This window comes from Crenobacter oryzisoli (assembly GCF_030385785.1).
GTDB lineage: Bacteria > Pseudomonadota > Gammaproteobacteria > Burkholderiales > Chromobacteriaceae > Crenobacter_A > Crenobacter_A oryzisoli.
Genome location: NZ_JAUEDK010000004.1, coordinates 127070 through 153079 on the forward strand (window position 1 = coordinate 127070; position 26010 = coordinate 153079).

At 63.0% G+C, this 26010-nt stretch carries 29 protein-coding genes and 5 tRNA genes; 29 read left to right on the forward strand and 5 right to left on the reverse strand.

The annotated features are described in order from the left end of the window. The first annotated feature begins 1123 nt into the window (after positions 1 to 1123). From QU481_RS03595 to QU481_RS03620, 6 genes are all read left to right on the forward strand, one after another. Positions 1124 to 2230: a hypothetical protein gene (locus QU481_RS03595; RefSeq protein ID WP_289828526.1), complete on the forward strand. Its 1107-nt coding sequence runs from the start codon at positions 1124 to 1126 to the stop codon at positions 2228 to 2230. Positions 2231 to 2491: 261 nt separating this feature from the next. After that, positions 2492 to 3742 (forward strand): serine hydroxymethyltransferase, encoded by a 1251-nt coding sequence (gene glyA / locus QU481_RS03600; RefSeq protein ID WP_289828527.1) that lies wholly within the window; start codon positions 2492 to 2494, stop codon positions 3740 to 3742. 175 nt (positions 3743 to 3917) lie between these two features. Next, positions 3918 to 4397: a GNAT family N-acetyltransferase gene (locus tag QU481_RS03605; protein ID WP_289828528.1), complete on the forward strand. Its 480-nt coding sequence runs from the start codon at positions 3918 to 3920 to the stop codon at positions 4395 to 4397. A gap of 86 nt (positions 4398 to 4483) precedes the next feature. Then, positions 4484 to 4939, forward strand: a complete 456-nt coding sequence (gene nrdR / locus QU481_RS03610) for a transcriptional regulator NrdR (RefSeq protein ID WP_289828529.1) — start codon at positions 4484 to 4486, stop codon at positions 4937 to 4939. A 116-nt stretch (positions 4940 to 5055) separates the two neighbouring features. Then, positions 5056 to 6150 (forward strand): bifunctional diaminohydroxyphosphoribosylaminopyrimidine deaminase/5-amino-6-(5-phosphoribosylamino)uracil reductase RibD, encoded by a 1095-nt coding sequence (gene ribD / locus QU481_RS03615; RefSeq protein WP_289828530.1) that lies wholly within the window; start codon positions 5056 to 5058, stop codon positions 6148 to 6150. Positions 6151 to 6258: 108 nt separating this feature from the next. Beyond that, positions 6259 to 7749: a carboxypeptidase M32 gene (locus QU481_RS03620; RefSeq protein ID WP_289828531.1), complete on the forward strand. Its 1491-nt coding sequence runs from the start codon at positions 6259 to 6261 to the stop codon at positions 7747 to 7749. Positions 7750 to 7970: 221 nt separating this feature from the next. Here QU481_RS03620 and QU481_RS03625 read toward each other — a convergent pair whose 3' ends face one another. Further along, positions 7971 to 8507 carry a helix-turn-helix domain-containing protein gene (locus QU481_RS03625; RefSeq protein ID WP_289828532.1) on the reverse strand — a complete coding sequence of 179 codons (537 nt, stop codon included), beginning with the start codon at positions 8505 to 8507 and terminating at the stop codon, positions 7971 to 7973. 120 nt (positions 8508 to 8627) lie between these two features. Between QU481_RS03625 and QU481_RS03630 the strand changes: the two genes are divergently transcribed. From QU481_RS03630 to QU481_RS03640, 3 genes are all read left to right on the forward strand, one after another. Further along, positions 8628 to 9329: a glutamine amidotransferase gene (locus tag QU481_RS03630; protein WP_289828533.1), complete on the forward strand. Its 702-nt coding sequence runs from the start codon at positions 8628 to 8630 to the stop codon at positions 9327 to 9329. A 94-nt stretch (positions 9330 to 9423) separates the two neighbouring features. Continuing rightward, on the forward strand, positions 9424 to 9828 hold the full coding sequence (locus QU481_RS03635; protein WP_289828534.1) for an MOSC domain-containing protein: 405 nt from the start codon (positions 9424 to 9426) through the stop codon (positions 9826 to 9828). Continuing rightward, positions 9777 to 9977 carry a 3-alpha domain-containing protein gene (locus QU481_RS03640; RefSeq protein WP_289828535.1) on the forward strand — a complete coding sequence of 67 codons (201 nt, stop codon included), beginning with the start codon at positions 9777 to 9779 and terminating at the stop codon, positions 9975 to 9977. The genes QU481_RS03635 and QU481_RS03640 overlap by 52 nt, the downstream gene beginning before the upstream one ends. 26 nt (positions 9978 to 10003) lie before the next feature. On the opposite strand, the gene QU481_RS03645 is transcribed toward QU481_RS03640, so the two are convergent. Further along, complete coding sequence (locus QU481_RS03645; RefSeq protein ID WP_289828536.1) at positions 10004 to 10885, reverse strand: alpha/beta fold hydrolase; 882 nt, start codon at positions 10883 to 10885, stop codon at positions 10004 to 10006. 125 nt (positions 10886 to 11010) lie between these two features. Between QU481_RS03645 and QU481_RS03650 the strand changes: the two genes are divergently transcribed. Beyond that, on the forward strand, positions 11011 to 11475 hold the full coding sequence (locus QU481_RS03650) for an AraC family transcriptional regulator (RefSeq protein ID WP_289828537.1): 465 nt from the start codon (positions 11011 to 11013) through the stop codon (positions 11473 to 11475). Between the two features lie 71 nt (positions 11476 to 11546). Here the strand turns inward: QU481_RS03650 and guaB are convergent, their stop codons facing one another. Next, a complete protein-coding gene (gene guaB, locus QU481_RS03655) occupies positions 11547 to 13010 on the reverse strand; it encodes an IMP dehydrogenase (RefSeq protein ID WP_289828538.1) in 1464 nt (487 codons plus the stop codon). 230 nt (positions 13011 to 13240) lie between these two features. On the opposite strand from guaB, the gene uvrC reads away from it, so the two are divergent. From uvrC to QU481_RS03745, 18 genes are all read left to right on the forward strand, one after another. Beyond that, the gene (uvrC, locus tag QU481_RS03660; RefSeq protein WP_289828539.1) at positions 13241 to 15046 is read left to right on the forward strand and encodes an excinuclease ABC subunit UvrC; all 1806 of its coding nucleotides are present in this window, start codon (positions 13241 to 13243) and stop codon (positions 15044 to 15046) included. A 7-nt stretch (positions 15047 to 15053) separates the two neighbouring features. Beyond that, on the forward strand, positions 15054 to 15635 hold the full coding sequence (gene pgsA / locus QU481_RS03665; RefSeq protein WP_289828540.1) for a CDP-diacylglycerol--glycerol-3-phosphate 3-phosphatidyltransferase: 582 nt from the start codon (positions 15054 to 15056) through the stop codon (positions 15633 to 15635). Between the two features lie 80 nt (positions 15636 to 15715). After that, positions 15716 to 15791: transfer RNA gene (locus QU481_RS03670), tRNA-Gly, on the forward strand. 27 nt (positions 15792 to 15818) lie between these two features. Beyond that, positions 15819 to 15894, forward strand: a tRNA-Gly gene (locus QU481_RS03675). Between the two features lie 27 nt (positions 15895 to 15921). Beyond that, a tRNA-Gly gene (locus QU481_RS03680) sits at positions 15922 to 15997 on the forward strand. Positions 15998 to 16023: 26 nt separating this feature from the next. Next, positions 16024 to 16099, forward strand: a tRNA-Gly gene (locus QU481_RS03685). Positions 16100 to 16140: 41 nt separating this feature from the next. After that, positions 16141 to 16214 (forward strand) — tRNA-Cys (locus QU481_RS03690). A 176-nt stretch (positions 16215 to 16390) separates the two neighbouring features. Continuing rightward, complete coding sequence (locus QU481_RS03695; protein ID WP_289828541.1) at positions 16391 to 16513, forward strand: hypothetical protein; 123 nt, start codon at positions 16391 to 16393, stop codon at positions 16511 to 16513. Positions 16514 to 16543: 30 nt separating this feature from the next. Further along, on the forward strand, positions 16544 to 16801 hold the full coding sequence (locus QU481_RS03700; protein WP_289828542.1) for a hypothetical protein: 258 nt from the start codon (positions 16544 to 16546) through the stop codon (positions 16799 to 16801). Continuing rightward, positions 16788 to 17132, forward strand: coding sequence for a hypothetical protein (locus QU481_RS03705; RefSeq protein WP_289828543.1), 345 nt, complete (start codon positions 16788 to 16790; stop codon positions 17130 to 17132). Before QU481_RS03700 ends, QU481_RS03705 begins: the two co-directional genes overlap by 14 nt. A gap of 258 nt (positions 17133 to 17390) precedes the next feature. Next, positions 17391 to 17831 carry a YciI family protein gene (locus QU481_RS03710; RefSeq protein WP_289828544.1) on the forward strand — a complete coding sequence of 147 codons (441 nt, stop codon included), beginning with the start codon at positions 17391 to 17393 and terminating at the stop codon, positions 17829 to 17831. A gap of 32 nt (positions 17832 to 17863) precedes the next feature. Next, a complete protein-coding gene (locus QU481_RS03715; RefSeq protein WP_289828545.1) occupies positions 17864 to 18277 on the forward strand; it encodes a VOC family protein in 414 nt (137 codons plus the stop codon). A 99-nt stretch (positions 18278 to 18376) separates the two neighbouring features. Next, the gene (locus QU481_RS03720; RefSeq protein WP_289828546.1) at positions 18377 to 18799 is read left to right on the forward strand and encodes a YciI family protein; all 423 of its coding nucleotides are present in this window, start codon (positions 18377 to 18379) and stop codon (positions 18797 to 18799) included. Further along, positions 18796 to 20073, forward strand: a complete 1278-nt coding sequence (locus QU481_RS03725; protein WP_289828547.1) for an RNA polymerase sigma factor — start codon at positions 18796 to 18798, stop codon at positions 20071 to 20073. The genes QU481_RS03720 and QU481_RS03725 overlap by 4 nt, the downstream gene beginning before the upstream one ends. An 899-nt stretch (positions 20074 to 20972) precedes the next feature. Next, the gene (locus tag QU481_RS03730; protein WP_289828548.1) at positions 20973 to 21185 is read left to right on the forward strand and encodes a hypothetical protein; all 213 of its coding nucleotides are present in this window, start codon (positions 20973 to 20975) and stop codon (positions 21183 to 21185) included. Positions 21186 to 21248: 63 nt separating this feature from the next. Further along, positions 21249 to 21740, forward strand: coding sequence for a response regulator transcription factor (locus QU481_RS03735; RefSeq protein ID WP_289828549.1), 492 nt, complete (start codon positions 21249 to 21251; stop codon positions 21738 to 21740). A 3-nt stretch (positions 21741 to 21743) separates the two neighbouring features. Continuing rightward, positions 21744 to 21938, forward strand: coding sequence for a helix-turn-helix domain-containing protein (locus QU481_RS03740; RefSeq protein ID WP_289828579.1), 195 nt, complete (start codon positions 21744 to 21746; stop codon positions 21936 to 21938). A gap of 151 nt (positions 21939 to 22089) precedes the next feature. After that, positions 22090 to 23058 carry a HAMP domain-containing sensor histidine kinase gene (locus tag QU481_RS03745; RefSeq protein ID WP_289828550.1) on the forward strand — a complete coding sequence of 323 codons (969 nt, stop codon included), beginning with the start codon at positions 22090 to 22092 and terminating at the stop codon, positions 23056 to 23058. Between the two features lie 298 nt (positions 23059 to 23356). Here the strand turns inward: QU481_RS03745 and QU481_RS03750 are convergent, their stop codons facing one another. Next, positions 23357 to 23665, reverse strand: coding sequence for an H-NS histone family protein (locus tag QU481_RS03750; protein WP_289828551.1), 309 nt, complete (start codon positions 23663 to 23665; stop codon positions 23357 to 23359). 91 nt (positions 23666 to 23756) lie between these two features. Between QU481_RS03750 and QU481_RS03755 the strand changes: the two genes are divergently transcribed. Continuing rightward, a complete protein-coding gene (locus QU481_RS03755; protein WP_289828552.1) occupies positions 23757 to 24149 on the forward strand; it encodes a YkvA family protein in 393 nt (130 codons plus the stop codon). Between the two features lie 425 nt (positions 24150 to 24574). Here the strand turns inward: QU481_RS03755 and QU481_RS03760 are convergent, their stop codons facing one another. After that, positions 24575 to 25978, reverse strand: coding sequence for a CoA transferase (locus tag QU481_RS03760; protein WP_289828553.1), 1404 nt, complete (start codon positions 25976 to 25978; stop codon positions 24575 to 24577). Between the last annotated feature and the right edge of the window lie 32 nt (positions 25979 to 26010).

Consider the following 26010-nt stretch of genomic DNA (forward strand, 5'->3'; position numbering starts at 1 on the left):
CGCCCGTGTCGGGCGGCGTTGTCGTTTCTGGAGTGGATGCAGTGTCAAAGCCTGTTCAAAGTCTTTTTACGAACTGCGCTGGCCCGGCAAACGGGCAGATGCTAGGCGGGCGGCGCAGGCCTTAATGTTCTTAGAGCCTGTTTACGATCTGCTGCACTCGGGTGATCCTGCGTTGAAATGACGCTGAAAATGCTCATGTACTCCATGTACACTCCGCTTTTTCGCGCCATTTCGCCTTGGCTGACCCTTCGTTCGCGAGATCGTAAACAGGCTCTAAGGTCAAGCCGGTCAACTACGCAGCTGACCGTTTACCGGGTCAGCCTTCCGGGGCCGCCTCCTCCCAGCGCATCGCGTTGTCGTTCGCTCGCTGGCAGTGAATGACACTGCCAGGAGCTCTCTCCTAGCGCTGCATTGCCGCAAAAAGACTTTGAACAGGCTCTCAGATGCATCCGTGGTGCTGCAAGGCGGTAGAGGGGGCGAGATAGTGCCCGAGTGCAGGGCGGGAACTTCTGTCGTTGGGGCTGCGTCTTATCAGTCCATGCGTTGGCATGGACTCCCTCTTTGGCATAGGCAAGCTTTTATGCAACCGAACATGTTTATGTTCGGTTTTTTCATTTCTGTAACAAAGCGAAAACACCCGCGCAAAATGCTAATTGCATGGTGTTTTCCGCTGTTTGTGGATGTTGCGGCGCGATATTTCGCTGTTTGGCCGAGCAATCGCTTGGTGGAGGGCGGCGAGGATCGAGGGGAGTGGTGCGTTTCGGCAGGGAGTGATTAGGGTATTTGCTGAAAATTCAGTGTGTTACCGAATTGTTTCCGGCGCGCGGGCAAAAAAAATGCGCGGATCCGAGAGGTCCGCGCCAAGTCTACAAAGGAGAAATAGAGGAGAAACTATCAAGAAGCAATTGCTGCATCTCAACAAGGACGGATTATCCAGATCTGCCTTTCCCTTGTCAACATCGAATGTTCGAAAGTTGTAAAAAATATAACTCGATGTCGCTCATCGTTATTTTGTGATGTTTTGAAGTGAACATGCAGCCGCCCGGCGGGCCAAGGCGGGCCGAAAAATGGCAGCTGTGCGACAATAACGGCGATCCCCCGACCCTGTTAGGAAGCTGTTTTCATGACCGAGTTCCACTCTTCTTTGCCTGATCCACGTCAATACACCCCCGTAGCGCCGAAAAACGAACTGATCCGCCTGACGCTGGCCGTCCAGGATGCCGCCAACAGTGACGACCGTGCGCTGTGGCACAGCGAGCTGGCGACGGCGCTGACCGGTTATCTGGAGCGCAACGAGCTCTTGCCGCTGTCGGTCGCGCTGGCGATGCTGCCGTCGCAGGAGGCGTATCGCACGCTGTGGCAGGCATTGCGCGAAGTGGTGGAATGCAATCCGAACGGCCCGACCGCGCTGCCGTTCGCGCTGCCGCTGGTGTTGGTGGCCGGCAGCCGCCAGAAGACGACGCTGGCCGGCGAGCTGTCCAATATCGACGAGATCAATGCGCTGCTGCGCGAACACGGTGTTTTCGCAGCGGGCTGTGACGCGTCGCTCGGCGCGAAGCTGATCCACCCGGATACGCTGGCTGGCATCAACTCGTCGCGACTCTATTATCTGGCGCAGGACGGGGCGGGGCTGGCCCGTACTCTCGATCAGCTGCCGGCCGCACCGGTTGAACTGAACGGGGAGGGCGTCTTCCTGCGCTATCTGGTTGGCCAGGTCACCGTGGCCGAAGGGGCCGAGCCGCCGGTGCGCTTCGGCTCGGCGGTGAACAGCTGGGGCCTGCCGGTGATGAAGCTCTTGAACGCTGCGCTCGATCAGGACGGTGTGACGTTGTTCCCGATCGCGCGCGCGCCGCAACCGGTGATGCAGGCGATGGTGGCCGGCGGGATGGCGCGCCAGGATGTGGCGCTCGAGGTGTTCGCCAGTGCCCAGATCCGCGCGTTGCGCGAGCTGGGCAAGGAGCCGGTGGCGATCGCCTCGGCGCATGAGAACGGCGAATTGCGTTTTACCGTATCGACCCCGGGCGACGAGCGCAACTGGAAGGGCTTTGTCTGGCCGCTGTCGCCGCTCGACTCGGTGGAGCGCATCGTCGCCAATTTCCGCGAGCTGATGGCCGACTGCCAGGTGAACGACGTGCGTTTGCTGCCGGAGGTGGCCGCCGACAAGGAAGGCGACATCCCGCTGTTCTTCACCGCCGACGATCTGCCGCCGGTCGACGCCGTCCGGCAATAAGGTAAAACGGCGTGCCAAGGCATGCCGTTTTGTTTGCTGGGCGGGGTGGGACGAGCGTCGTGGTCGACTAGGTTTGTGTCGACTGGATCGACCCCGTCAGGGGCATCTCCGACATCGTACTGAAAAGGAGGGTCCAAGCTTCGGAAACCCCCGCCCAGCATGAATTTTGCTCATCGTGAAGGCACTGATTCTTCATGGCAAAAGCGGGCCGGCTTCGTGTATAGTTCGGCCCATCGTTAACCTTTGATGAAAGAGTCAAAGATGTTCGCTGCCGACTTGTCGATTGCCAAATATGATCCGGAACTCGCCGCCGCCATGGGCGACGAATACCGCCGTCAGGAAGACCACGTCGAACTGATCGCATCCGAAAACTACGTTAGCCCCGCGGTGATGGAAGCCCAGGGTTCGGTGCTGACCAACAAGTACGCCGAAGGCTACCCGGGCAAGCGCTACTATGGTGGCTGCGAATACGTCGACCAGGTCGAACAACTGGCGATCGATCGCCTGAAGGCGCTGTTCGGCGCCGACTACGCCAACGTGCAGCCGCACTCCGGCTCGCAGGCCAACCAGGCCGTGTACGTGTCGGTGCTGAAGCCGGGCGACACCATCCTGGGCATGAGCCTAGCTCATGGTGGTCACCTGACCCACGGTGCGTCGGTGAACATCTCCGGCAAGCTGTACAACGTGGTGCAGTACGGCCTCGACGAGAACGAAGTGCTCGACTACACCCAGGTGGAACGCCTGGCGCGCGAGCATAAGCCGAAGATGATCGTGGCCGGTGCTTCCGCGTACGCGCTGGAAATCGACTGGGCGCGTTTCCGCAAGATCGCCGACGAAGTGGGTGCTTACCTGTTCGTCGACATGGCGCACTACGCCGGCCTCGTTGCCGCCGGTGAATACCCGAACCCGGTGCCGTTCGCCGACTTCGTCACCACCACCACGCACAAGACGCTGCGCGGCCCGCGCGGTGGCGTGATCCTGGCGAAGGCCGAATACGAGAAGGCGCTGAACTCGGCGATCTTCCCGTGCCTGCAAGGTGGCCCGCTGATGCACGTGATCGCCTCGAAGGCGGTGGCGTTCAAGGAAGCCGCCTCGCCGGAGTTCAAGGAGTACGCCCGCCAGGTTAAGAAGAACGCCAAGACGATGGCCGAGACCCTGATCGAGCGCGGCCTGCGCATCGTGTCGGGCAAGACCGAGTCGCACGTGTTCCTGGTCGACCTGCGCGCCAAGAGCATCACTGGCAAGGATGCCGAAGCCGCTCTGGGCAAGGCTCACATCACCGTGAACAAGAACGCGATCCCGAATGATCCGGAGAAGCCGTTCGTGACCTCGGGTATCCGCATCGGTACCCCGGCGATGACCACCCGCGGCTTCAAGGAAGCCGAAGCCAAGCTGCTGGCCAACCTGATCGCCGACGTGCTCGAAGCGCCGAACGACGAGGCGGTGCTGGCCCGCGTCGCCGACGAAGTGAAGGCGCTGTGCGCCCGCCTGCCGGTATACGCAGCCAAGTAAACGGTAATTTTTTATCATCGAAAGCGGCCTTCGGGCCGCTTTTTGCATTTATCCCCGTCGGGGAAGGTGCTGCTGGCTTGGGGGCAATAGGGGGCAATCTGGCTGGCCAACGATTTTCGTTTGAATCGCTGGCTTGCCGTGGCCAAGGCTAACGGTACTTGGAGAAAAGGAGTCGATGATGGAACTTCATGAAGCAGGGACGGGCGAGCTGGCAACGTTGACCGACTGGATCGCCGATGCCCAGGAATGCCTAAGCTGGGGTGGTCCACGCGTACGGTTTCCGCTTGAGCCGGAGGCGTTGGCCGAACAGTTGGTGGTTGCGCCGGGCAACAGCTATTGGCTCTACGACGCCGGCCGTCGCATCGGTTTCGGACAGTTGCTCGAACGCGGGCCGGGACGGCTGCATCTGGCCCGTATCCTGATCGATCCAGCACGTCGCGGTCAGGGCGGCGGCCGGGCCTTGGTCGCCGGACTGGTCGAACAGGCGCGACAGCGAAAGGCCGAGTCCGCTACGCTGAATGTCTACCGTTGGAATCCGGCGGCGCGGACGCTCTATCAGTCGCTCGGTTTCGTTGCGACGTCGCCGCCGGCGGCAGAGGAAGTACGCGGCGACGATGTAATATTCATGTCAATGACATTGAGTGCGTCGCGTTGAGTGCTATCTGGCGCGTCCGATGCGCCGATTTCGCGCGCGTTTGCGCTAAACTTGCCCTATTGCACGCTTATCCGGGATAGCACAGTATGAAATGTCCGTTCTGCGGTCACGCCGATACCCAGGTGATCGACTCGCGCGTCAATGAGGATGGCACCAGTATTCGCCGTCGGCGTCGCTGTCTGTCGTGTGAGAAGCGTTTTACCACTTTCGAGACCGCCGATGTGCGCATGCCGCAGGTGGTGAAGGCCAACGGTCACCGCACCGAGTTCGACGAGGAAAAGCTGCGTACCAGTTTCTTCCGCGCGCTGCATAAGCGCCCGGTGCCGACCGCGCTGGTCGACGAGGCGATCGCCCGCATCTGCCATCGCCTGCTGCAGCTGGGCGAGCGCGAGGTGCCATCGCGGCAGATCGGCGAGATGGTGATGGCCGAGCTCGCCAAGCTCGACAAGGTCGGCTATGTGCGCTTCGCCTCGGTATACAAGAGCTTCCAGGACATTTCCGAGTTTTCGGACGCGATCAAGGAAATCGAGCAGGACGTCTGAGCGGCCTGCGTCAATCGGCACCCGGCGGCCAAGTGGCTTGGCCGGGTGATTTTTTTGGTACCTGCGGTGCGGGACCGCCCTAGATGGGTGGCCGCAGCAGACGCCTTGGAGCTGTGATGAGTTTTTCCGCCACCGACCACGCCATGATGGCGCGGGCGCTCACCTTGGCCGAACAGGGCCGCTACACCACCACGCCCAATCCGCGCGTCGGCTGCGTGATCGTGCGCGACGGCGAGATCGTCGGCGAGGGCTGGCATGTGAAGGCGGGTACCCCGCACGCCGAGCGCCATGCGCTGGCACAGGCCGGCGAGCGCGCCCGCGGCGCCACCGCCTACGTGACGCTGGAGCCTTGCAGTCATTATGGCCGCACCCCGCCGTGCGCCGAGGGGTTGATCGAGGCTGGTGTTGCCCGTGTGGTGGCGGCGATGGTCGACCCGTTCCCTGCGGTGTCCGGCAAGGGCCTGGCCATGCTGCGCGAGGCCGGCATCGCCGTCGAGCATGGCTTGATGGAAGCCGAGGCGCGGAAGGTGAACAAGGGCTTCCTGTCGCGCGTGGAACGCGGCCGGCCGTGGCTGACGCTGAAGATGGCGGCGACGCTGGATGGCAAGACCGCCCTGCTCAACGGGGTTAGCCAGTGGATCACCGGGCCGGATGCGCGCCGCGACGTGCACGACATGCGCGCGCAAAGCTGTGCGATCCTGACCGGTAGCGGTACGGTGCTGGCCGATGACCCGTCGCTAACGGTGCGCGAGGTGGAAACCAGCCGTCAGCCGCGCCGGGTGCTGGTCGACAGTGCCTTGGCGGTGCCGGTTACCGCGAAGTTGTTCAACGGCGAAGGCGGAGCGGTGATTGTCGCAACCGCAGTGGCCGATCCGGCCCGCCACGAGCCCTACCTGTCGCGCGGCGCTGAGGTGTGGGTGCTGCCGGGAGCTGACGGCCGCGTCGACTTGGCGTCATTGCTTGCCAGGTTGGCCACAGCCGGCGTAGGTGAACTGATGGTCGAGGCCGGGGCAGGGCTCAACGCCGCCTTGGTCGAGGCGAATCTGGTCGACGAGGCGGTGTTGTATCTGGCTCCGTCGTTTGCCGGCGATGCGGCACGCGGCCTGTTTGCTTGGCCTGCGTTGACCTCGCTCGCCGACAAGCGCGAGGTGCGCATCAATGCGGTGCGGATGATCGGTACCGACCTGCGTCTGAACCTGCGCTTTGTGTAAATCGATGGAGGGCGGTGCCACGAGCGTCGACCTTCTGTCTGCCTGCGCTGGCGAGGTGGCTGCCGAGCGCAGCGCCCAAAACTGCCACCGTTCTGCAAGGGAATCCTCATGCCGCATACCCCCGCTTTCCAGGAACTGACCGGCCGTTTCCAGCGCCTGTACCGCTTCGAGCACCTGCAGGCGATCGCCGGCTGGGACCAGGCGACGATGATGCCGGCCAAGGGCAACGACGCCCGTGCTGCGGCGCTAGCCGAGTTGTCGCTGCTGATCCACGGCCAACTCACTGACCCAGCGCTCGGCGAGACGATCCATCGCGCCGAAGACGAGGCGCTCGACGATGAGCAGCGTGCCGATCTGCGCGAGATGCGCCGCCAGTGGGAGGCCGCCAACCTGCTGCCCGAGGCACTGGTCGAGGCCAAGTCGCTGGCCGGCGCACGCTGCGAGCATGCCTGGCGTAGCCAGCGTCCGGCCAACGATTGGGCCGGTTTCCTGGAGAATTTCCGCGAGGTGGTGCGGCTGTCGCGCGAGGAGGCGAAGCTGCGTGCCGACGCGCTCGGCGTCAGCCCCTACGACGCGCTGATTTACCAGTACGAGCCGGGCATGAACAGCGCCGAGATCGAGCGCATCTTCGGCGAGGTGAAGACTTGGCTGCCGGGGCTGATCGCCCAGGTACGCGCCAAGCAGGCGAACGAGGCGGTGATCGCGCCGGTCGGGCCGTTCGCCATCGATAAGCAGCGCGCGCTGGGCCTGGAGGTGATGGCGCGGCTAGGCTTCGACTTCGACGGTGGCCGGCTCGACGTGTCGGCACACCCGTTCTCGGGCGGCACGCCGGAAGACAGCCGCATCACCACCCGCTACAACGAGGCCGATTTCACCCAAAGCCTGATGGGCATCGTCCACGAGACCGGCCATGCCCGCTACGAGCAGAACCTGCCGCGCCACTGGCTGGGCCAGCCGATCGGCCTGGCGCGGTCGATGGGCGTGCACGAGAGCCAGAGCCTGTCGTTCGAGATGCAACTGGGCCGCCACCCGGGCTTCCTCGCCCAGGTCGCTCCGCTGATTCGCGCACAGTTCGGCGAGCAGCCGGCCTTCGAGCCGGACAACCTGGCTCGCCTGTACACCCGGGTCGAGCCGGGCTACATCCGCGTCGATGCCGACGAGCTGACCTATCCGGCGCACGTGATCCTGCGCTTCGAGATCGAGCGAGCGCTGATCGACGGCGAGATCGAGGCCGAGGACATCCCGGCGCTGTGGGACGAGAAGATGCAGGCCTATTTGGGTGTCGATACCCGCGGCAACTACCGCGATGGCTGCCTGCAGGACATCCACTGGACCGACGGCAGCTTCGGCTACTTCCCGAGCTACACTCTCGGCGCGATGTACGCCGCGCAGTACTTCGCCACGTTGCGTCGCCAACAGCCGGACGTCGACGCGCGCATCGCCGCTGGCGATTACGCGCCGGTATTCGACTGGCTGAATGCCAACATCTGGAGCCAGGCGAGCCGCTGGGAGACGCCGGAGCTGATTCGCCGCGCCACCGGCGAGGCGCTGAACCCGGTGCATTTCCGCGCTCACCTGGAGGCGCGCTACCTCGGCTGAGCTAAACGCCACTAACAAAAATCCTGCGGCAGCGTTGCACCTCCTTGTCGTACCTCTTGTACGGTCTGCGTCGGCGCACCTTGCAGCAGATGTTGCTCTGAATTTTGTTAGCGGCACTAAGTTGTGGCGCAAACGACGACGCGGCCCTCGGGCCGCGTTTTTCATGTCCAATGTCCCCGAATGTCGGCCGAAAGGTCGCGAGTCGGACGAGGGTGGGGTGCTCAGCCGGCGATCACCACCAGCGCCTCGGCCGGCTCGTCGCCAACGCTTTGCGTGCGATGGGCGCGGCGGGCGTCAAAATACAGCGAATCGCCGGCCCCCAGTGTGATGGTCTCGTCGGCGAAATGCAGCGCCACCGTGCCGTGCAGCACGTAGAAGAATTCCTCGCCGGCGTGCTGGTGCAGCGTCGGCGCCGCGCCGAGCTCGGCCGGCGGGTAGACCAGCAGTGGCTGCATGCGCCGCCCGGCTTGGGCGCCTGCCAGCGCGCGGTAGCCGGCGCCATTCTGTGGGAGCAGCAGCGGGGTGGCGTCGCGGCGCTGCAGCGTCGTGCAGTCGGTGCCGGGTGCTGCTTCACCCAGTTCCGGGTACAGCTCTGCCAGACTCACCGCCAGCGCCCGGCTCAGCCGCAACGCCACCGCGATCGTCGGCGTGGCGAGGCCGCGTTCCAGCTTGGACAGATAGCCCTTGCTGAGCGCGGCGCGCTCGCTCAGTTGCGCCAGAGTAAGGCCGGCTTGGCGGCGTTGCTGTTTCAGGTTCATGGCGGGGTAGGGTAGGAGGGGCTGCCGATTATACGGCGTGTGTCTGGCTGTACGATCAAAAAGTTTCCTATAGGAAACTTTTTTGCTAAGGTGGCCGCATCACCCACAAGGGAGCCCACCATGAAGCACGCGCTTATCCTGCGCCATCAACTGTTCGAACACGCCGGCTCGCTGGCCGCTGTGCTGGCCGCACGCGGCTTTGCCGTCGAGTATGTCGAAGTGCCGCTGGCCGACTTGTCCAGCCTCGACGTCGTCAGCCCCGACCTTCTGGTGCTGCTCGGTGGCCCGGTCGGCGTCTACGAGAGCGACCTCTATCCTTTTCTGGCCGAGGAGCTGAGCTTGGCCGAACAGCGCATCGCTGTGCAAAAGCCAGTGATCGGCATCTGCCTGGGGGCGCAGATCCTGGCCAGAGCGCTGGGCGCGCAAGTGGGGCCTGGTCGGGGCAAGGAGATCGGCTGGCTGCCGATCGACTATGCGTCCGAAGCCGCCTCGACCCCGCTGCGGCTGCTGGCCGAGGCTCCGCAGTTGCTCCACTGGCACGGCGACGTGTTCACGTTGCCGGAAGGCGCGCGCAGCCTGGCATCGACCGCGCTGACGCCACTCCAGATCTTCGACTATCAGGGCTTCTTGCTCGGCTTCCAGTGTCACCCGGAGGTGCTGGCCGGCGAGTTCGAAGCCTGGCTGGTCGGTAATGCACTGGAGATCGCCCAGGAAGGGTTGGACCCGGTGGCACTGCGCGTACAGGCGCGCCGCTACGGTCCGGCGCTGCAGGAGGCGGCGAGTCGCTGTTTCGCGCAGTGGCTGGCGGAACGCAACCTGTGAGTGCGGTCGTGCTGCGAGCGCTGCTGGTGGGTAAGGCGGTGCCGATCAATGCGCGGGGCGATCGTCGGCGATAGCCAAGCACCCGGTCGACAGTGTGCTGTGGCTGGGCGAGGAGGGCTTTGTCGACGACGAGCAGGCCGACCAACGTGTGCACGGCGGGCCCGAGAAGGCGGTGCACCACTATCCGTTCGAGCATTATGCGCGCTGGCAGGCCGATCACCCGGAACTGGCGCCACACCTGCCCGAACCCGGCGCCTTTGGCGAGAACCTGTCCACCGCCGGCATGGTGGAAGAAACGGTGTGCGTCGGCGACGTCTATCGGCTCGGTGGCGCGCGTGCAGGTGTCGCAGGCGCGCCAGCCCTGCTGGAAGCTGGCCGAACGCTTCGGCCGGCTGGTATTACCGGGTGCCGCAGCCGGGCGAGGTGCGTGTCGGTGACACGTTTGAATTGCTGGTACGACTGCATCCGGACTGGCCGCTGGCGCGGCTGTTGCGGGTGATCTTCGACCGTTCGCTGGCGAGCAAGGTGCTGGCAGAAATCGCGGCCTTACCGGCGCTTAGCACCTCGTGGCGCAAGTTGGCCGAAAAGCGCCTGACTAGTTGCGAGGTGGAGAGCTGGAGCCGGCGGCTGTATCGCGATCCGGCCTGACGGCGGGACGGGAAGGGGCTAGGCGTTTAGCGCAGAAAGGCTGTTAGCACCTCGGCCAGCCGTTCCGGTTGCTCCCACTGGATCATGTGGCCGGCGCCGTCGACGATGACTTCGCGAAGGTCAGCGAAGCAGGCACGGCGCTCGTCCAGCGTGTCGAACACCCCCTTGGCCATCGGGTGGTCCCACATCCGGCCACCAATCACCCATTGCACCGGGCAGGCGATGCGTCGCCAGCAGGCCTTGGCTTCCTCGAGCCGGTACAGCACCGGGTTGATCATCTTGTGACGCGGGTCGGCGCGGTAGGTGAGGGCGCCGTCACGGGTCTCGGTCAGCTGTTCGGCCATCCAGCGTGCTCGCTCTGCGCTCATCCCGGGGTTGCGCTCGACCAGCTTGGCGGCAACCTCGTCGAGTCCCTCCAGCGGGCTGTACGATGGACGCTGACGGTTCTCGCGCAGCCAGCGTGCGTAGCGTCCCGGTGCCTCGGCCGGCCGGGTATCGGTTAGGCCGAAGCCTTCTACCAGCGCCAGTTTCGCGACCCGTTCCGGCCGGATGCCGGCGTATAGTCCGGAGACCATCGCGCCCATGCTGTGGCCCACCAGCCGTACTGGTTCTCCGGGGGACAGGTGTTCGAGCAGGTCGTCGAGGTCGACTTGGTAGTCGGGCGTGTAATAGTTGCCGTCGTTCCATTGCGACAGCCCGAATCCGCGCCAGTCGGGTGCGACCACGTGCCAGTCGTCGCTGAGCGCGTCGACCAGAAACTGGAATGTTGCCGAGCAGTCCATCCAGCCGTGCAGCATTACCAGCAGCGGCGCAGCCGGATCTCCCCAGCGGCGCAGGTGATAGCGACGACCGTTGACCGAGAGGAACTCCGAGCGTGAAGGGTGGCGGATCACAGCATCGTTTGACATGGTTGGGCGTACGAGATCGATGACAGGCTGCTATTAGTGTAGTGCCAAGAATGGCGTCATGACGAACGTGACGGATCATGCCACCTGTCTACAATAGAGGTTCATGCCTCTGTCAGGAGATCGCCATGCACGTCACCATCCGTCAGCTCGACAAGGCCATTCCCCTAGTCTGCTGTCCGCACCGCGGCCCGTATAGGCAGATCGGCCAGGCCTTCGATGCGCTGGATAGTTGGACCTCCGGTCAGGCGTTCGAGCCGGCCCGCGTCTTCGCGCTGTACTACGACGACCCCAGCGCCACGCCGCCCGAAGCGCTGCACTCGGCCGCCGGCGTCGCGCTGCCGGCCGACACACCGCTGGGCGACGGCCTGGAGCGTGCCGAGATCCCGTCCGGCCGCTACGCGGTGCTGCTACACAAGGGGCCGTATCCAGCGCTAGAGGTAAGCTACCGCTGGCTGTTCGAGCAGTGGCTGCCGAATAGCGGTGAGACGCAGATCGACGCACCATGTATCGAGGAGTATCTGAACACGCCGCATGACGTCGCGCCGCAGGAGCTGCTGACGGAGATCTGGGTGCCGCTGCAAGCGCGGTGAGCGAAGGCTAGCCTATTGGGCAAGAAAAAACCCGCGTCCTGCGACGCGGGTTTTTGCACAGCCAGCTCGGTTTAGCGGCTGACGTGGTAGTTCGGCGCTTCCTTGGTGATCTGCACGTCGTGCACGTGCGATTCCTGGATGCCGGCCGAGGTGATTTCGACGAACTCGGCCTTGTCGTGCATCTCGGCGATGGTCTGGCAGCCGAGGTAGCCCATGCTGGAGCGCAGGCCGCCGACCAGTTGGTGAATCACCTGGGCGATCGGGCCCTTGTAGGCGACGCGCCCTTCGATGCCTTCCGGCACAAACTTGTCGACGTTGGCCTCGTTGTCCTGGAAGTAGCGGTCGCTGGAGCCTTGCTGCATCGCGCCGAGCGAACCCATGCCACGGTAGGACTTGTAGGTACGGCCCTGGTACAGTTCGACTTCGCCCGGAGCTTCCTCGGTGCCGGCGAACATGCCGCCCAGCATCACGCAGTGTGCACCGGCAGCCAGCGCCTTGGCGATGTCACCGGAGAAGCGGATGCCGCCGTCGGCGATCAGCGGCACACCGGTGCCGGCCAGCGCTTCGGCCACGTTGTGGATCGCGGTCAGCTGCGGCACACCCACGCCGGCAACGATACGGGTGGTGCAGATCGAGCCCGGGCCGATGCCGACCTTGACGCCGTCTGCACCGGCTTCGACCAGTGCACGCGCGGCAGCGGCAGTGGCGATGTTGCCGCCGATCACGTCCACTTCCGGGAAGTGCTTCTTGACCCAGCGAACGCGGTCCAGCACGCCCTGGCTGTGGCCGTGGGCGGTGTCGACCACGATCACGTCCACGCCGGCCGCGACCAGTGCGGCGACGCGCTCATCGGTGCCGGCACCGACGCCGACAGCGGCGCCGACACGCAGACGGCCTTGGGCGTCCTTGTTGGCGTTTGGGTGTTCGCTGGTCTTGACGATGTCCTTGACGGTGATCAGGCCCTTCAGTTCCCAGGCATCGTTCACCACCAGCACGCGCTCCAGCTTGTGCTCGTGCATCAGTTCGCGCGCGTCGTCGATGCTCGCGCCTTCCTTGACGGTCACCAGGCGCTCGCGCGGGGTCATGATCGAGCTCACCGGCACGTCAAGACGGGTCTCGAAGCGCAGGTCGCGGTTGGTGACGATGCCGACTACCTTGCCGGCTTCGATCACCGGCAGGCCGGAAATCTTGTACTGACGGGTCAGGGCCACCAGATCGCGCACCAGCATGTCCGGGGCGATGGTGATTGGGTCTTTCACCACGCCGCTTTCGTGGCGCTTCACCTTGGACACCTCCAGTGCCTGGCGTTCGGCTGACATGTTCTTGTGAACGATGCCGATACCGCCTTCCTGGGCCAGGCCGATGGCAAGGCGAGCCTCGGTCACTGTGTCCATGGCGGCGGACAGCAGCGGCAGCTTCAGGGAGATATTGCGGGTGACGGAAGTGGACAGGGAAACGTCGCGCGGCAGCACTTGGGAATGTGCCGGGACAAGCAGGACGTCGTCGAAAGTGTAGGCTTTCTCGATGATACGCATCTGGCAATCCTTTGCAGCAAAAAAACATTATACCGATTCTGGTCGAGCCACGCAAAAGGGTGGAGCGGGCACGGCGTACCGTACAATAGAGTGATTAAAGTCCTGCGAGCGGGACAAGGGGAAAAGCGAGGTGAGCCGAAGGTTCATGCGGGCCGCATCATCTCCTTAGCTATGAGTCTTCCCGCATCGCGCAAACCGGCGACGCACGGCGTCGCCTATCGGTGCCTCTGATGTCTACCAGTAAGTTCGATCCGAAAGAGGTCTTGGCCAATCTGCCGAACCTGCCAGGCGTCTACCGCATGCTCGATGCGGACAGCAAGGTGTTGTACGTCGGCAAGGCCGTCGATTTGAAGCGCCGGGTCAGTAGCTATTTCCAGAAGAGTGATCACAGCCCGCGTATCCGGCTGATGGTGCGCCAGGTGGCGGCGATCGAGACCACCGTCACTCGCTCTGAGGCCGAGGCGCTGATCCTGGAAAACAACCTGATCAAGGCGTTGTCCCCGAAGTACAACATCCTGTTCCGCGACGACAAGTCCTATCCCTATCTGATGCTGTCCGGCCACGCGTTTCCGCAGATGGCGTATTTTCGCGGCACGCCGGATCGGCAGGACCAACTGTTTGGGCCGTTTCCGAACAGCTATGCGGTGCGCGAGAGCATTCAGATCCTTCAGAAGGTGTTCCGCCTGCGCACCTGCGAGGACAGTGTGTTCGCCAATCGTTCGCGCCCGTGTCTCCTATATCAGATCAAACGTTGCACCGGGCCGTGCGTCGGCCTGATCTCCCAGGAAGACTACCGACGCGACGTGCAGAGCGCCGCTGCCTTCCTGCAGGGCAAGCAGAGCGAGCTGATTGGCGAGCTGACCGAACGGATGGAAGCGGCGTCGATGGCGCTGGAGTTCGAACAGGCCGCCGAGCTGCGCGACCAGATACAGGCACTGTCCAAAGTGCAGGAGAAACAGTTCGTATCGAGCAACGCCAGCCAGCTCGATTGCGACGTGGTCGCCGCCGTAGTGCAGGACGGGCTTGCCTGCGTCAATCTGGTAATGATCCGCGGGGGGCGGCACTTGGGCGACAAGAGCTTTTTCCCGAGTAATGCAGAGGACAGCGACGCATCGGCCAACCTGGAGGCCTTCCTCGCCCAGCATTATCTAGGCGCGCAGTTGCCACCGGTGATCCTGCACAACGTCGAGGTCAGCGAGACCTTGCGCGACTATCTGACCGAGCAGGCCGAGCGGCGCGTCGCCTTCGTCGGCAACCCGATCGGCGAGCGGCGCGTCTGGCTGGAAATGGCCGAGAAAAACGCGACGCTTGCGATCAGCCAGCGCCTCGCCAGCGCGGCGACTCAGGAGATGCGGCTGGCGGCGCTTGCGGAAGTGCTGGAGCTGGAGGGCGTCGAGCGGCTCGAATGCTTCGACATCAGCCATACCATGGGCGAGGCGACCGTCGCGTCCTGCGTGGTCTACGATCGGGGCGGCATGCAGCCGTCCGAATACCGTCGCTACAACATAGAGACTGCTGCGGCTGGCGACGACTACGGTGCGATGCGCGAAGTGCTGACGCGCCGTTACAGCAAGATCGCCGCCGGGGAGGGCAAGCGCCCGGACGTGGTGCTGATCGACGGCGGTAAGGGGCAGGTCGGCATCGCGCTCGAGGTGCTGACCGAGGTCGGCCTCGATCTGCCGGTGGTCGGTGTCGCCAAGGGCGAGGAGCGCAAGCCGGGCTTGGAGACGCTGATCCTTCCGTATCTGGAAAAGACGTTACAATTGCGTCATGACCACCCCGGCCTGCACCTGATCCAGACCGTCCGCGACGAGGCGCACCGCTTCGCGATCACCGGTCACCGTGCGCGGCGCGGCAAGGCGCGAACCGCTTCGACGCTGGAGGAGATTCCCGGCATCGGTGCCAAGCGGCGCCAGCGCTTGTTGACCCGATTCGGCGGCCTGCGCGGCGTGGTGGCTGCCAGCGTCGACGATCTGACGCAGGTAGAGGGAATTAGCCGGATGTTGGCCGAAAAAATTTATAACGCTTTGCACTGACCGTCTCATGCCCCTCAATCTACCCATATTGCTGACCTGGCTGCGGGTCATCCTGATCCCGGTGTTCATCGGGGTGTTCTACCTGCCCGATAGCTGGCTGTCGCCGGTGGCGCAGAACATTACCGGCGCACTGATCTTCGCGGTGGCTGGCATCACCGACTGGCTGGACGGCTTCCTTGCTCGTAGGCTGGGCCAGACCTCGGCGTTCGGCGCTTTTCTCGACCCGGTAGCCGATAAGCTGATCGTCGCATGCGCACTGATCCTGCTGGTCGACCAGGGCCGGACCTACGCCTGGCTGTCGATGATCATCATCGGTCGCGAGATCGCGATCTCGGCGCTGCGCGAGTGGATGGCCGAGATGGGGCGGCGCAGCAGCGTCGCCGTCGCGACGCTTGGCAAGCTTAAGACCACCGCGCAGATGGGGGCGATCATGCTGCTTTTGTGGAAACAGCCGATCATTCCCGGGGTCAGCACACTTTTTTTGGGCAATGTATTGATGGTGATTGCCGCTATTTTGACTTTGTGGTCAATGGTTTATTACCTTCGGATGGCAGCGCGCGAGTTTTCCGGTAAAAAAATTGCGAACTGATGTGTTGACACGGGGCGATTAATCTTTATAATTCGCTTCTCTCGACGCAGACAACGGCGACGAGATGAAAAACAGGTAGTGCGGGAATAGCTCAGTTGGTAGAGCGCAACCTTGCCAAGGTTGAGGTCGCGAGTTCGAGCCTCGTTTCCCGCTCCAACACTACCTGGCGCAGTATCTGAAGATGCGGGAATAGCTCAGTTGGTAGAGCGCAACCTTGCCAAGGTTGAGGTCGCGAGTTCGAGCCTCGTTTCCCGCTCCAATGATACCGTGCAGCAGTATATGCGACGCGGGAATAGCTCAGTTGGTAGAGCGCAACCTTGCCAAGGTTGAGGTCGCGAGTTCGAGCCTCGTTTCCCGCTCCATTACAATTTGGTTTAGTTTCACCCATGCGGGAATAGCTCAGTTGGTAGAGCGCAACCTTGCCAAGGTTGAGGTCGCGAGTTCGAGCCTCGTTTCCCGCTCCAGTTTGATGCAGTTGGCCGAAAGGCGAGCTGATGCCAGTTATGGCGGGGTGGCAGAGTGGTTATGCAGCGGCCTGCAAAGCCGTGTACGCCGGTTCGATTCCGACCCCCGCCTCCATATAAAAAGCCCGTAAGTTCAAAGACTTACGGGCTTTTTGCTTTTTTAATTTCCTCCTGTAATTCATCCCGTCCCGATTTGCTCCGTTATTCCTGTCCATTTCCAGCCTTAACCACTCGGAATAAATGGCGAACCACGCGTACATTGGATTAATTGCCGTTGACGTGAGTTTATCCATGGCCACCAAACGACAACGCCCTAGCGGCTCCTGGGAGTTCATCGTCCGCCGCAAGGGGCTGTTGCCTAAGCCCAGTTATCTGACCTTTGAAACCGAAGCCGAAGGTGATGCCTATTGCTAGCAGCTGGAGGCACTGCTCGATCGTGGCGTTATGCTGCCTGAGCGGGTCGATCAAACACTGGACTTAGCCAATATTACTGACGCGATCCGCGCGTATATCACCACCATCACCATATCCAAATCCGGCCTTCCGATACTCAATACCCTGTGGGACAGGATCGGTAAGGGTTCGCTGCGCTCGGTTAATTATTCTTGGGCCGAAGACTGGGTGCGGAAAATGAAGCAGGAGGAGCCGCTTTCATCCCCCCAGTATTCGCCATTATGTCGGGGCATTGGTGCGCTGTTTTGATTGGTTGCTGCGTCGGTCTGACAGTATATTCGTCAGCAACCCGCTTCGACTCTTATCCAAGCGCTACGCCACTTATACCCGCGCCGATGAGGCGGTATTGCTGACCACAGTGGAAGAGGACAAGGACGTTATTGTGCCGACCGATATTTCGCGCGACCGCCGCCTTTCCTCTGACGAGGAAGCGGCGGTGCGGCGCATTCTGGACGGCGAGAAACCAGCCGGTTGCCAGCGGCCACTGGAACTGAAATGGCAGGGCACCCTGGAGTTGCTGTTTGACTTGGCGCTCGAAACGGCTGTGCTTCCTGTTACACGCTACATCATTTGCATGTGAATGGTTGCATTCCAGTCTCACCGCCTGGACGGCTTCCTCGCTCGGGGGATGGCATAACCACCCTCCCGAGGGCTGCTGTGCTGTCACGGGGACCATCTGCCTCCATCCCAGGCGCTGAAGAAAAAATTCCTATAAAAAGTGTCGAGGTTGTCGATTTTGCCGTCGCTCGTTCGTCGTACAGGTGGGCGAGGGCTTTTCCTGGGGCGTAGCCGTTCCGAGCCCTGGCTACCCAACTGTTAAATCACTGGAGTGACGACAATGCGATTCATGCTGATCCGTAAGGCCGACAAGGACACCGAAGCCGGCGTGATGCCAAGTGAGCAACTGCTGGCCGCGATGGGGCAGTTCATGGAGGAGATGACGCAGGCCGGCGTGCTGCTTGGTGGCGAGGGGTTGCAGCCGACGTCGAAGGGCGCGCGCGTCAAGTTCTCGGGCGGTAAGCCTGCCGTGCTCGACGGCCCGTTCACCGAAACCAAGGAGCTGATCGCGGGCTATTGCCTGATACAGGTGAGGTCGCGGGAAGAGGCGCTGGAATGGGCCAAGCGCTGGCCACCGCTTGATGCGAATGGCGAGGTCGAGCTCGAAATCCGCCAGTTGTTCGAGGCGGACGATTTCGGCGAGGAGTTCACCCCCGAACTAAGGGAGCAGGAGGAGCGCATGCGCGTGCAGGCGGCCGAGTTGGCGAACGCGAAGCGCTAGCGCAGCAACCCTCATTCGATAAGGAGTCGATCATGCAGATTCAGCCCTATCTGTTTTTCGACGGTCGCTGCGAAGAGGCGATTGAGTTCTACCGTGGCGCGCTCGGCGCCGAACTGTTGACGCTGATGCGCTTCAAGGACAGCCCCGAACCGCCGTCTCCGGATTGTGTTGTACCCGGTTCCGAGAACAAGGTGATGCATGCGAGCTTTCGCGTCGGCGAGACCACGGTGATGGCATCCGATGGCACCGGCCAGGGGCCTTCGAGTTTTCAGGGTTTTTCGCTAACGCTGTCGGTGGCCGATGCGGCTGAGGCAGAGCGGGTGTTCTCGGCGCTGTCGGCCGGCGGCCAAGTGCGGATGCCGCTTGGCAAGACGTTCTTCTCGCCCTGTTTCGGTATGGTGGCCGACCGTTTCGGCGTCTCCTGGATGGTGATTGTGCCGGCCTGAGCGTGGGTCGATGCCAGCTGTTTCCATTCTTCATATGGCAGGGTGGTCGGCTCCGGCCGGCTTGTCCTGCCTGCAAGCGACACCGCAAGGAGCAAGACGATGCGCTTCATGATGCTGATGATCCCGAAAGGCTACGAGACGGCCGAGCCCGGCGCGATGCCGAGCACGGAGGCCGTCGCCGCGATGATGAAATACAACGAAGCGCTGCAAAAGGCCGGGGTGCTGCTCGCGCTCGATGGCCTGCACCCGCCGTCGATGGGCGTGCGCGTCTCGTTCGAGGGTGACAAGCCTAAGGTGACCGATGGCCCGTTCGCCGAGGCGCGGGAGGTGATCGGCGGCTACTGGATGATCCAGGTGAAATCGAAGGAAGAGGCTATCGAGTGGGCGAAACGCTGTCCCGCTTCGGCCAACGAGGTGATCGAGATCCGTCAGGTGCAGGAGCTGGCGGACTTCCCGGCCGAGGTGCAGCAGGCGTTGGCTGGGTTTCCCGAGATGCAGTCCCGATCGCGCCGCGAAGCATGACGGCCTTAGTCACCCACCGTACGGTCGAGGCGGTCTGGCGGATCGAGTCCGCGCGGATCATCGCCGCGCTCGCGCGCCTACTGCGCGACGTCGGGCTCGCCGAGGAACTGGCGCAGGACGCGCTGGTGATCGCGCTTGAGCGGTGGCCCGAGACGGGCGTTCCGGACAATCCGGGCGCCTGGCTGATGGCCGCCGCGAAACACCGCGCGCTCGACCAGCTGCGCCGGAACAAGCTGCTCGAACGCAAGCACGAGGAGCTGGGCCGCGAGCTCGAGGTACAGCAGGAGCTGGCGATGGAGGACGGCGAGGCGGGACGGGACGACGGCGTCGGTGACGATCTGCTGCGTCTGGTGTTCATCGCGTGCCACCCGGTGCTGTCACGCGAGGCGCGCGTCGCGCTGACACTGCGGCTGCTCGGCGGCCTGACCACCGACGAAATCGCGCGGGCCTTTCTGGTGCCGGAGCCGACCATCGCCCAGCGCATCGTGCGCGCGAAGCGGGCTCTTTCCGCGGCGCATGTGCCGTTCGAGACGCCCAAGGCCGATGAGTTGGCCGAACGGCTCGCGTCGGTGCTGGAGGTGATCTACCTCGTGTTCAACGAAGGCTATGCTGCGACCGCCGGCGACGACTGGATGCGGCCCGCGCTGTGCGAGGAGGCGCTGCGCCTCGGGCGCATCCTGGCCGAGCTGGTGCCGCAGGAGTCGGAGGTCCACGGCCTTGTTGCGCTGATGGAGATCCAGGCGTCGCGAGCACGGGCGAGGATCGGGCCGACGGGCGAGCCGATCCTGCTGCTCGAACAGAACCGGGCGCGCTGGGACCAGTTGCTGATTCATCGCGGCCTTGCCGCGCTGGCGCGTGCCGAAGCACTGGGTGGCGCGCTCGGCCCTTACGGCTTGCAGGCCGCGATCGCCGCCTGCCATGCCCGAGCGACCATGGCGGCGCAGACCGATTGGGTGCGTATCGCGGCGCTTTACGATGCGCTCGCACAGCTTGCGCCATCCCCGGTGGTCGAGCTGAACCGCGCGGTTGCATTGTCGATGGCGTTCGGGCCCGCCGTGGGTCTCGAAATCGTCGACGCGCTGACCGCAGAGCCGTCGCTCAAGACTTACCACCTGTTGCCGAGCGTGCGCGGCGATTTGCTCGCCAAGCTCGGTCGTACCGGCGAGGCCCGCGTGGAGTTCGAACGCGCGGCATCGCTCACCCGCAATACCCGCGAGCGCGAGCTGCTGCTGGAGCGCGCCAAGGCTTGTGGCGACGGCCTGCTTCCAGGTTAGTCGGAGTGGCGGCGCGAGAAACGTGCCGCCAAGCGATAAAGTCTTCGCAAGCATTGTTGATGATGCTTTTGATTCTCCAGCCCAATAGGTTGGATGTCCGTGTGAAATTGCTTCGCAGGGTGATTTGCCGCTGCAATGTTGGTCGAACACGCCGGTGTCGTGGCGGCAATAGTTGCCGCACCCGGATGGCATGGCGCCTTTGGCTGAAACAATAACTCCTTGTCTTTATTCGGGTATCCGTCATCGCTATTACCGATGAGGAGGCGGTAATTACTGCTATCTTTTTCCGGTGGCGCTATTTGCTCCGACGAATTGAATTCAGGCAGGTCGACCGGTTTACCCAGTCTTGTCGGCTCCTTTGCATATCCCCACGATTCCTGACAATTCTTTGCATCTTTGCAAGGACATCCTGGCCGATTCTGGCTTGTATCTTGCTAAAGCAGGGCGCCGCGGATCGCGGAGAGTAAATCTCGAGCGGCCGGGACGGTATGACGGGAGGTCATGCCGGCTAGTGCCAATAATTATCTGCCTAGGAGTGATCATGAGTATTTCCAGCATCGGCAGCTCGCTTTATACCAGCCTGACCAGCAGTACGAGCAGCAGTGCAACGAAGGACAGTTGCAGCAATCAAGTCAGCGGCAGCCAAAGCGACCAGAGCATCAGCGGCAGCGACTTTATGCAAAGTCTGCAGGCGGCGCTTAGCCAGATTGGCTTTTCGATGCAGCCACCGCCACCGCCGCCGAATGACGGCGGTCAGTCGAGTGGCAGCAGTGATGCGGTGAGCGGCACGAGCAGCAGCTCGTCATCGCAAAACCCGATGGCGGCGTTGCCTACCTTTATGCATGACTTGTTCAGCACGCTTGGCTCGTCGAGCAGTGGCAGCAGCTCGTCGCAGAGCAGTGCCTTGGGTACAACTGCAGTCCGATTTCCCGAGCCTGGAGTCCGCGATCCAGAGTGCCAATGGCGGCAGTTCTACCAGCAGCAGTTCGACAAGCAGCAGTTCGTCGACCGATCTGCAGGCGTTCTTGCAGACACTGGTGAGCAATCTGAGCAGCCGTCAGGCCAGCTCCACCACGTCGACGGTCGGCCAGCTGGTCAATACCAGCAGCTAAATCGGGGCGGTGGGCTGCCAGCCAGTGGGTGTGCCCACCGTTTTTCATCGGATTATCATGAGCATGGCAAAGGTATTGCTGGTCGACGACGACGTCGAACTGGTGGAAATGTTGCGCGACTATCTCATGCAGGAAGCGTTCGAGGTGATCGTGGCGCACGATGGCGAAGCGGCGCTCTGTCTAATGCGCCAAGAGCGCCCGCCGATTGTGGTGCTCGATACCATGCTGCCACGGCTGAGCGGCATCGAGGTCCTGCGCCGGATCCGCGAAGAGGGCGAGATGCCCGTGTTGATGCTGACCGCGCGCGGTAGCGACATCGATCGGGTCGTCGGCCTGGAATTGGGTGCGGACGATTATGTGGCCAAGCCCTGTTCGGCACGCGAGCTGGTGGCCCGGTTGCGGGCGATTCTGCGCCATAGTGCAATCGGTAAAGCTCTGTCGCCGGCCAGCCCGCCGCTGGAAGTCGGGCGCTTGACGTTGTGGCCAGCCCAGCGCCGTGCCGAATGGGCGGGCAGGGCGCTGGCTTTGACCTGCACGGAATTCAATATTCTCTAGCATCTGGCACGCCATGTCGGTCAGGTGGTCAGCAAGGCGCAGCTGTCGGCTGAAGGACTGGGGCGGCCCTTGGAGCGGTTCGACCGCCGCCTCGACACCCATGTCAGCAATCTTTGCCAGAAACTGGCGCCACAGTCCGGCGAGGAAACGTGCATCCGTACGGTCTATCGGGTGGGCTACCAGTTGATCGAGGTGTGAATGGGGCGCCTGTTCCGCAAGTTTTTCCTTGCCTTCTGCCTGGCGCAGCTGACCGTGGTGTTGCTGGTCAGCGGGCTGTTCTGGCTCAAGCATCAGGCGATCTTCCACGCGGTTATGCCGGCACCGCCCGAGGCGGGGCTCCCTCCCTCCCATGCCTGGACCGCCTCCCTCTCATCCGCCGTACTTCCTGCCTTGGGAGCCGCTGTTGGCCGGTTCGCTGGTCAGCCTGCTGTTCAGCGTGCTGCTGGCGCGCCATTTTGCCACGCCTATCGATCGGCTGCGTCAGACCTGTGCGGCGGTGGCATCGGGTGATCTGCACGCCGAGCCGAGGGGAGAACTGTTGCGTCGCCGTGATGAGCTGGCCGATTTGGCCCACGACTTTCAGGGGATGACGGCTCGGATTCGCCTGCTGATGGATGGTCAGCGTCACCTGCTGTACGACGTCTCGCACGAGCTGCGCTCGCCGCGGGCACGACTGCAGTTGGCGATAGACCTGATGCAACAGCAGCCGGTGCGCGCGGCCGACTCGCTGGCGCGGATCGAGCGCGAGGCCGTGAGGATGGAGCGGCTGGTCGGCGAGCTGCTGACACTCTCCCGGCTTGAGGTACAGGTGGATGGCGACGAGAGCGAGACGTTCGACATGGCCGAGCTGTTGATCGATGTGGTCGACGATGCCCGCTTCGGAGCGGCGGCGCGCAGCCAGCGCATCGAACTGCTGGTGGCCGACGGTGTGCCGCAGGCAGGTCGCTATCTGCTGTTGCACCGCGCGGTGGAGAACGTCGTGCGCAATGCGCTGCGCTATTCGCCGGACGCCAGCAAGGTGACGGTGACGCTGGGGCAGGAAGAAGGCTGGACCCGAATCTGTGTGCTCGACGAGGGGCCGGGCATGACCCCTGCTGAGTTGGCAGCGGTGTTCGAGCCGTTCTGGCGCGGAGAGACCCGGCGCGATGCCGATGGCCATGGGCTAGGGCTGGCGATTGCCCACCGCGTGCTGGAGGCGCACGGGGGGCGTATAACGGCGAAAAGCAGGCCAGAGGAGGGCTTGTGTGTCGAATTGCTCGTGCCGAGTAGCCCAGGCCCCGGTCGGCAGGAGCCGGCCACCGCCGAAAAAGGACTTTGAACAGGCTCTAAACCGGTGCAATTCGCTATCTGCCCTGTTGCCGACGATATCGGCTAGATATTGCGGACAGGGTCAAGCCAAGACGGCTCGTTTCAACGAAAAAAGCCTCCCGATTGGGAGTAATGCCGTTCACTTAAGGAAAAAGCACCGCCCACCAAGGTGGAAAAACGGTGCTTTTTTGTTACTTCCAAGCGTTCTTCGAAGCTAAAATCCGGACTGAACGGCTTAAGTGAACGGCATTATCCCGATTGGGAGGCTTTTTGGAACGCACCGTTTGTGCGCTAGTCTGAAGCAGGGATCAGATGGCCAGGTCTTCGAGTTTGAAACCGGCATCGACGTACTGCTGTACCCAAGCCGGTTTGCGACCGCGGCCGCTCCAGGTTTGGCTGGCATCGTCCGGATTGCGGTATTTGGCTTCGACCGGCTTGCGCGAAGCGGTGGCCGGCTTGCTGAGTACTTCTTCGATGGTCAGGCCGTAGGTTTTGACCAGGTCCAGGATCTGGCGCTTGGCATTGGCTTTTTCTTCGGTTTGGCGGGCATTGATTTCGCGCTCCAGCTGGGCTTTCAGGTCGAGCAGCTGGGTGTAATCGAGGGTGCTGAGGTCCATTTGTTTTCCTGTTGGGTTTTTTGTGAATTTAGCCAGTCTTTTCTGCTGGGTCAATATTAGCAATACATTTTAACAATTTGGAATGGGAGAAATGGCACTATTCCGGAAACTGGGTGGCTGGGCCGGTTTGATTCGGCTCGATATCGTCACGCTGGCTTTTGCATTTCGTCATCCGGCAACGCCATGGTACGTGCGGGGGCTATGCCTGCTTGGCGTGGCATATCTGTTGAGTCCGGTCAATTTGGCTTCCTATTTCATCCCGCTGGTGGGGATGATCGACGATGCGTTGATTGTGGCGGGGGTAATCTGGCTGGCGTTACGGCTAATGCCAGCTCAGGCTAGGGAGGAAAGCCAGGTACGGGCAAAGGCTTGGCTGGCGCGTTTCAAAACCTGGCTGAGGAATGGGGCGTTAGTGGTTGTTTTGTACGTGCTGGTATTCGGTGGGGGGCTGCTCTACCTGCTGTGGCATTTACTCGGGTCTTGAATCCACCTTAAGGGCTGCTAACAAAACCCCCTGGCGTTGTTATGCGGCCTTGCCGTACTACTTGTACTGTCTGCGGCCGCACGTCTTGCCAAGGCTGCTTCGCTGTGTTTTGTTAGCGACTCTAAGTCATGGGCATTAAGCGCTGCTGGCAAAAATCCTGCTGCGGCGTTGCGCTTCCTTGCCGTACTACTTGTGCTGTCTGGGTCGGCACGCCTTGCCGTAGACGTTGCACTGAGTTTTGTTAACGGATCTTAGCCAGCGGGGCGTTCTATTGAAGGCCGTAAAGTCTTCTCTGGATGGTCGCTATGCTTGGCGGTATCCCTTTTAGCTGTTGTCGCGCGGAAAATTCGGCTAGGCCTCGATTTTACGGTCGAGTGCCTAGCCAAGACGTTTCGCAGGTTTTTGCTAAGAGCCCTTATTCATTTCTAGCGTTGGTGAGTCAACCATTCAGCATGGTCGTGGCCGAGCGCTACCGAAGGCAGAGTCCAGCGGGCTGGCGTCTCCGATAGCTGGGCGGCGTGGCTCATTGCGCGCAGTGGGCCGAATCCCGATGGGCAGTCTTCCAGCAAGTCTTGCACCATCGCCAGAGTGGGGTCGGGAGCGGCAATCCCGCGATCGATGCGGCCAAGTCGGCGCAGCCATAGCCCGGTCTGCGCCAGCGATACGCGCACATGCCAGCTGCCGCCTTCGCGGGCGCGGTGGTGCAGCGCGGCGATCGTGCCGAGTGCGATCAGATAGCCTGCGGCGTGGTCGAGCGCCTGGGCTGGCAGCGGTAGCGGTTCGTCCTGGCCGGCCGCCTGGGCTTCTGCGTGGTTGAAGCCGCTGGCGGTCTGGACCAGCGAGTCGAAGCCGCGCCGCCCGGCCCAGGGCCCGACGTGGCCGTAGGCCGACAGCGATACATAGACGATGCCGGGGTGCCGTTCGGCCAGTGTTGCGGGGGCGAATCCGAGTCGATCCAGCCCGCCGGGGTGGTAGCCCTGAACGAAGACGTCGGCGTCGCCGATCAGATGGGCGAGCGTGGCGTGGCCGGCGGCGTCGGTGAGGTCCAGCTGGCAGGAGCGCTTGCCGCGACCGGTGTCGATCACCAGCGGCACGATCGACGGCAGTTTCGGCGAGGTGACCAGCAGCACGTCGGCGCCGTGGGCGGCCAGCGTGCGACCACCGACCGGCCCGGCGATGATGCGGGTCAGGTCCAGCACCCGGACGCCGGAAAGCGGGCGCGCCGACGGCGGCAACGGTTTGCGCGGCGCGTCGCCGATCTTCTCCAGGGTGAATACCGGCAGGCCGGCCAGTGCCCGGCCCTGCGGATGGGCGTCCCACTCGTCGAAGCTGCGCAGCATCGCCACCACCAGGCCGTGCTCGGCGGCGGCGTCTTCGAAGGCTTGTGCGTTCCAATCTTGCAGGGCTGCGGCGACGCTGGCGCGATCGTGCGCGCAGCCTAGCAGCGCCAGCACCCCGTCGCGATGGTGCGGGAAATTGGTGTGCAGCCTCACCCAGCGCCCGTCGCCGCAGCGGTAGGCACCGGCGATCGCGTCCCACAGTTCGGGCGACGGGGCGTCGTCGACGCGCAGATAGCGTTCGCTGCGAAATTCGGCGGCGGCGTGGCGCATGTCGACCGCCACTTGCTGCCACGCGCCGCCGCGCTGCTGCCACAGGCTGGCGGCGGCGAGTCCGGCGGCGGCGATGCTGGCCTGGGCCGCGGTGCCGACCGCGAACGAGGATGGCAGTACCGGGTCGTGACCGGTGAGCCGGACATGATCGAGCGCGGCGGGATCGAGGCCGGCGGCTTGCCACAGCTCGGTCAGCGCCTGGATTGGGGAGGTGTTCATGGGGGACTCCTTGCGGGGTGACCCATCCATTT

Bases quoted from the DNA above. Each gene is read 5' to 3' on its own strand.
- pgsA (WP_289828540.1), top strand. From the start codon at position 15,054: ATGCCCCTCAATCTACCCATATTGCTGACCTGGCTGCGGGTCATCCTG.
- QU481_RS03605 (WP_289828528.1), top strand. From the start codon at position 3,918: ATGATGGAACTTCATGAAGCAGGGACGGGCGAGCTGGCAACGTTGACC.
- QU481_RS03735 (WP_289828549.1), top strand. From the start codon at position 21,249: ATGGCAAAGGTATTGCTGGTCGACGACGACGTCGAACTGGTGGAAATG.
- QU481_RS03745 (WP_289828550.1), top strand. From the start codon at position 22,090: ATGCCTGGACCGCCTCCCTCTCATCCGCCGTACTTCCTGCCTTGGGAG.
- QU481_RS03725 (WP_289828547.1), top strand. From the start codon at position 18,796: ATGACGGCCTTAGTCACCCACCGTACGGTCGAGGCGGTCTGGCGGATC.
- nrdR (WP_289828529.1), top strand. From the start codon at position 4,484: ATGAAATGTCCGTTCTGCGGTCACGCCGATACCCAGGTGATCGACTCG.
- glyA (WP_289828527.1), top strand. From the start codon at position 2,492: ATGTTCGCTGCCGACTTGTCGATTGCCAAATATGATCCGGAACTCGCC.
- guaB (WP_289828538.1), bottom strand. From the start codon at position 13,010: ATGCGTATCATCGAGAAAGCCTACACTTTCGACGACGTCCTGCTTGTC.
- QU481_RS03720 (WP_289828546.1), top strand. From the start codon at position 18,377: ATGCGCTTCATGATGCTGATGATCCCGAAAGGCTACGAGACGGCCGAG.
- QU481_RS03715 (WP_289828545.1), top strand. From the start codon at position 17,864: ATGCAGATTCAGCCCTATCTGTTTTTCGACGGTCGCTGCGAAGAGGCG.
- QU481_RS03755 (WP_289828552.1), top strand. From the start codon at position 23,757: ATGGCACTATTCCGGAAACTGGGTGGCTGGGCCGGTTTGATTCGGCTC.
- ribD (WP_289828530.1), top strand. From the start codon at position 5,056: ATGAGTTTTTCCGCCACCGACCACGCCATGATGGCGCGGGCGCTCACC.
- QU481_RS03760 (WP_289828553.1), bottom strand. From the start codon at position 25,978: ATGAACACCTCCCCAATCCAGGCGCTGACCGAGCTGTGGCAAGCCGCC.
- QU481_RS03750 (WP_289828551.1), bottom strand. From the start codon at position 23,665: ATGGACCTCAGCACCCTCGATTACACCCAGCTGCTCGACCTGAAAGCC.
- QU481_RS03710 (WP_289828544.1), top strand. From the start codon at position 17,391: ATGCGATTCATGCTGATCCGTAAGGCCGACAAGGACACCGAAGCCGGC.
- uvrC (WP_289828539.1), top strand. From the start codon at position 13,241: ATGTCTACCAGTAAGTTCGATCCGAAAGAGGTCTTGGCCAATCTGCCG.
- QU481_RS03650 (WP_289828537.1), top strand. From the start codon at position 11,011: ATGCACGTCACCATCCGTCAGCTCGACAAGGCCATTCCCCTAGTCTGC.
- QU481_RS03645 (WP_289828536.1), bottom strand. From the start codon at position 10,885: ATGTCAAACGATGCTGTGATCCGCCACCCTTCACGCTCGGAGTTCCTC.
- QU481_RS03595 (WP_289828526.1), top strand. From the start codon at position 1,124: ATGACCGAGTTCCACTCTTCTTTGCCTGATCCACGTCAATACACCCCC.
- QU481_RS03625 (WP_289828532.1), bottom strand. From the start codon at position 8,507: ATGAACCTGAAACAGCAACGCCGCCAAGCCGGCCTTACTCTGGCGCAA.
- QU481_RS03700 (WP_289828542.1), top strand. From the start codon at position 16,544: ATGCTGCCTGAGCGGGTCGATCAAACACTGGACTTAGCCAATATTACT.
- QU481_RS03630 (WP_289828533.1), top strand. From the start codon at position 8,628: ATGAAGCACGCGCTTATCCTGCGCCATCAACTGTTCGAACACGCCGGC.
- QU481_RS03695 (WP_289828541.1), top strand. From the start codon at position 16,391: ATGGCCACCAAACGACAACGCCCTAGCGGCTCCTGGGAGTTCATCGTC.
- QU481_RS03620 (WP_289828531.1), top strand. From the start codon at position 6,259: ATGCCGCATACCCCCGCTTTCCAGGAACTGACCGGCCGTTTCCAGCGC.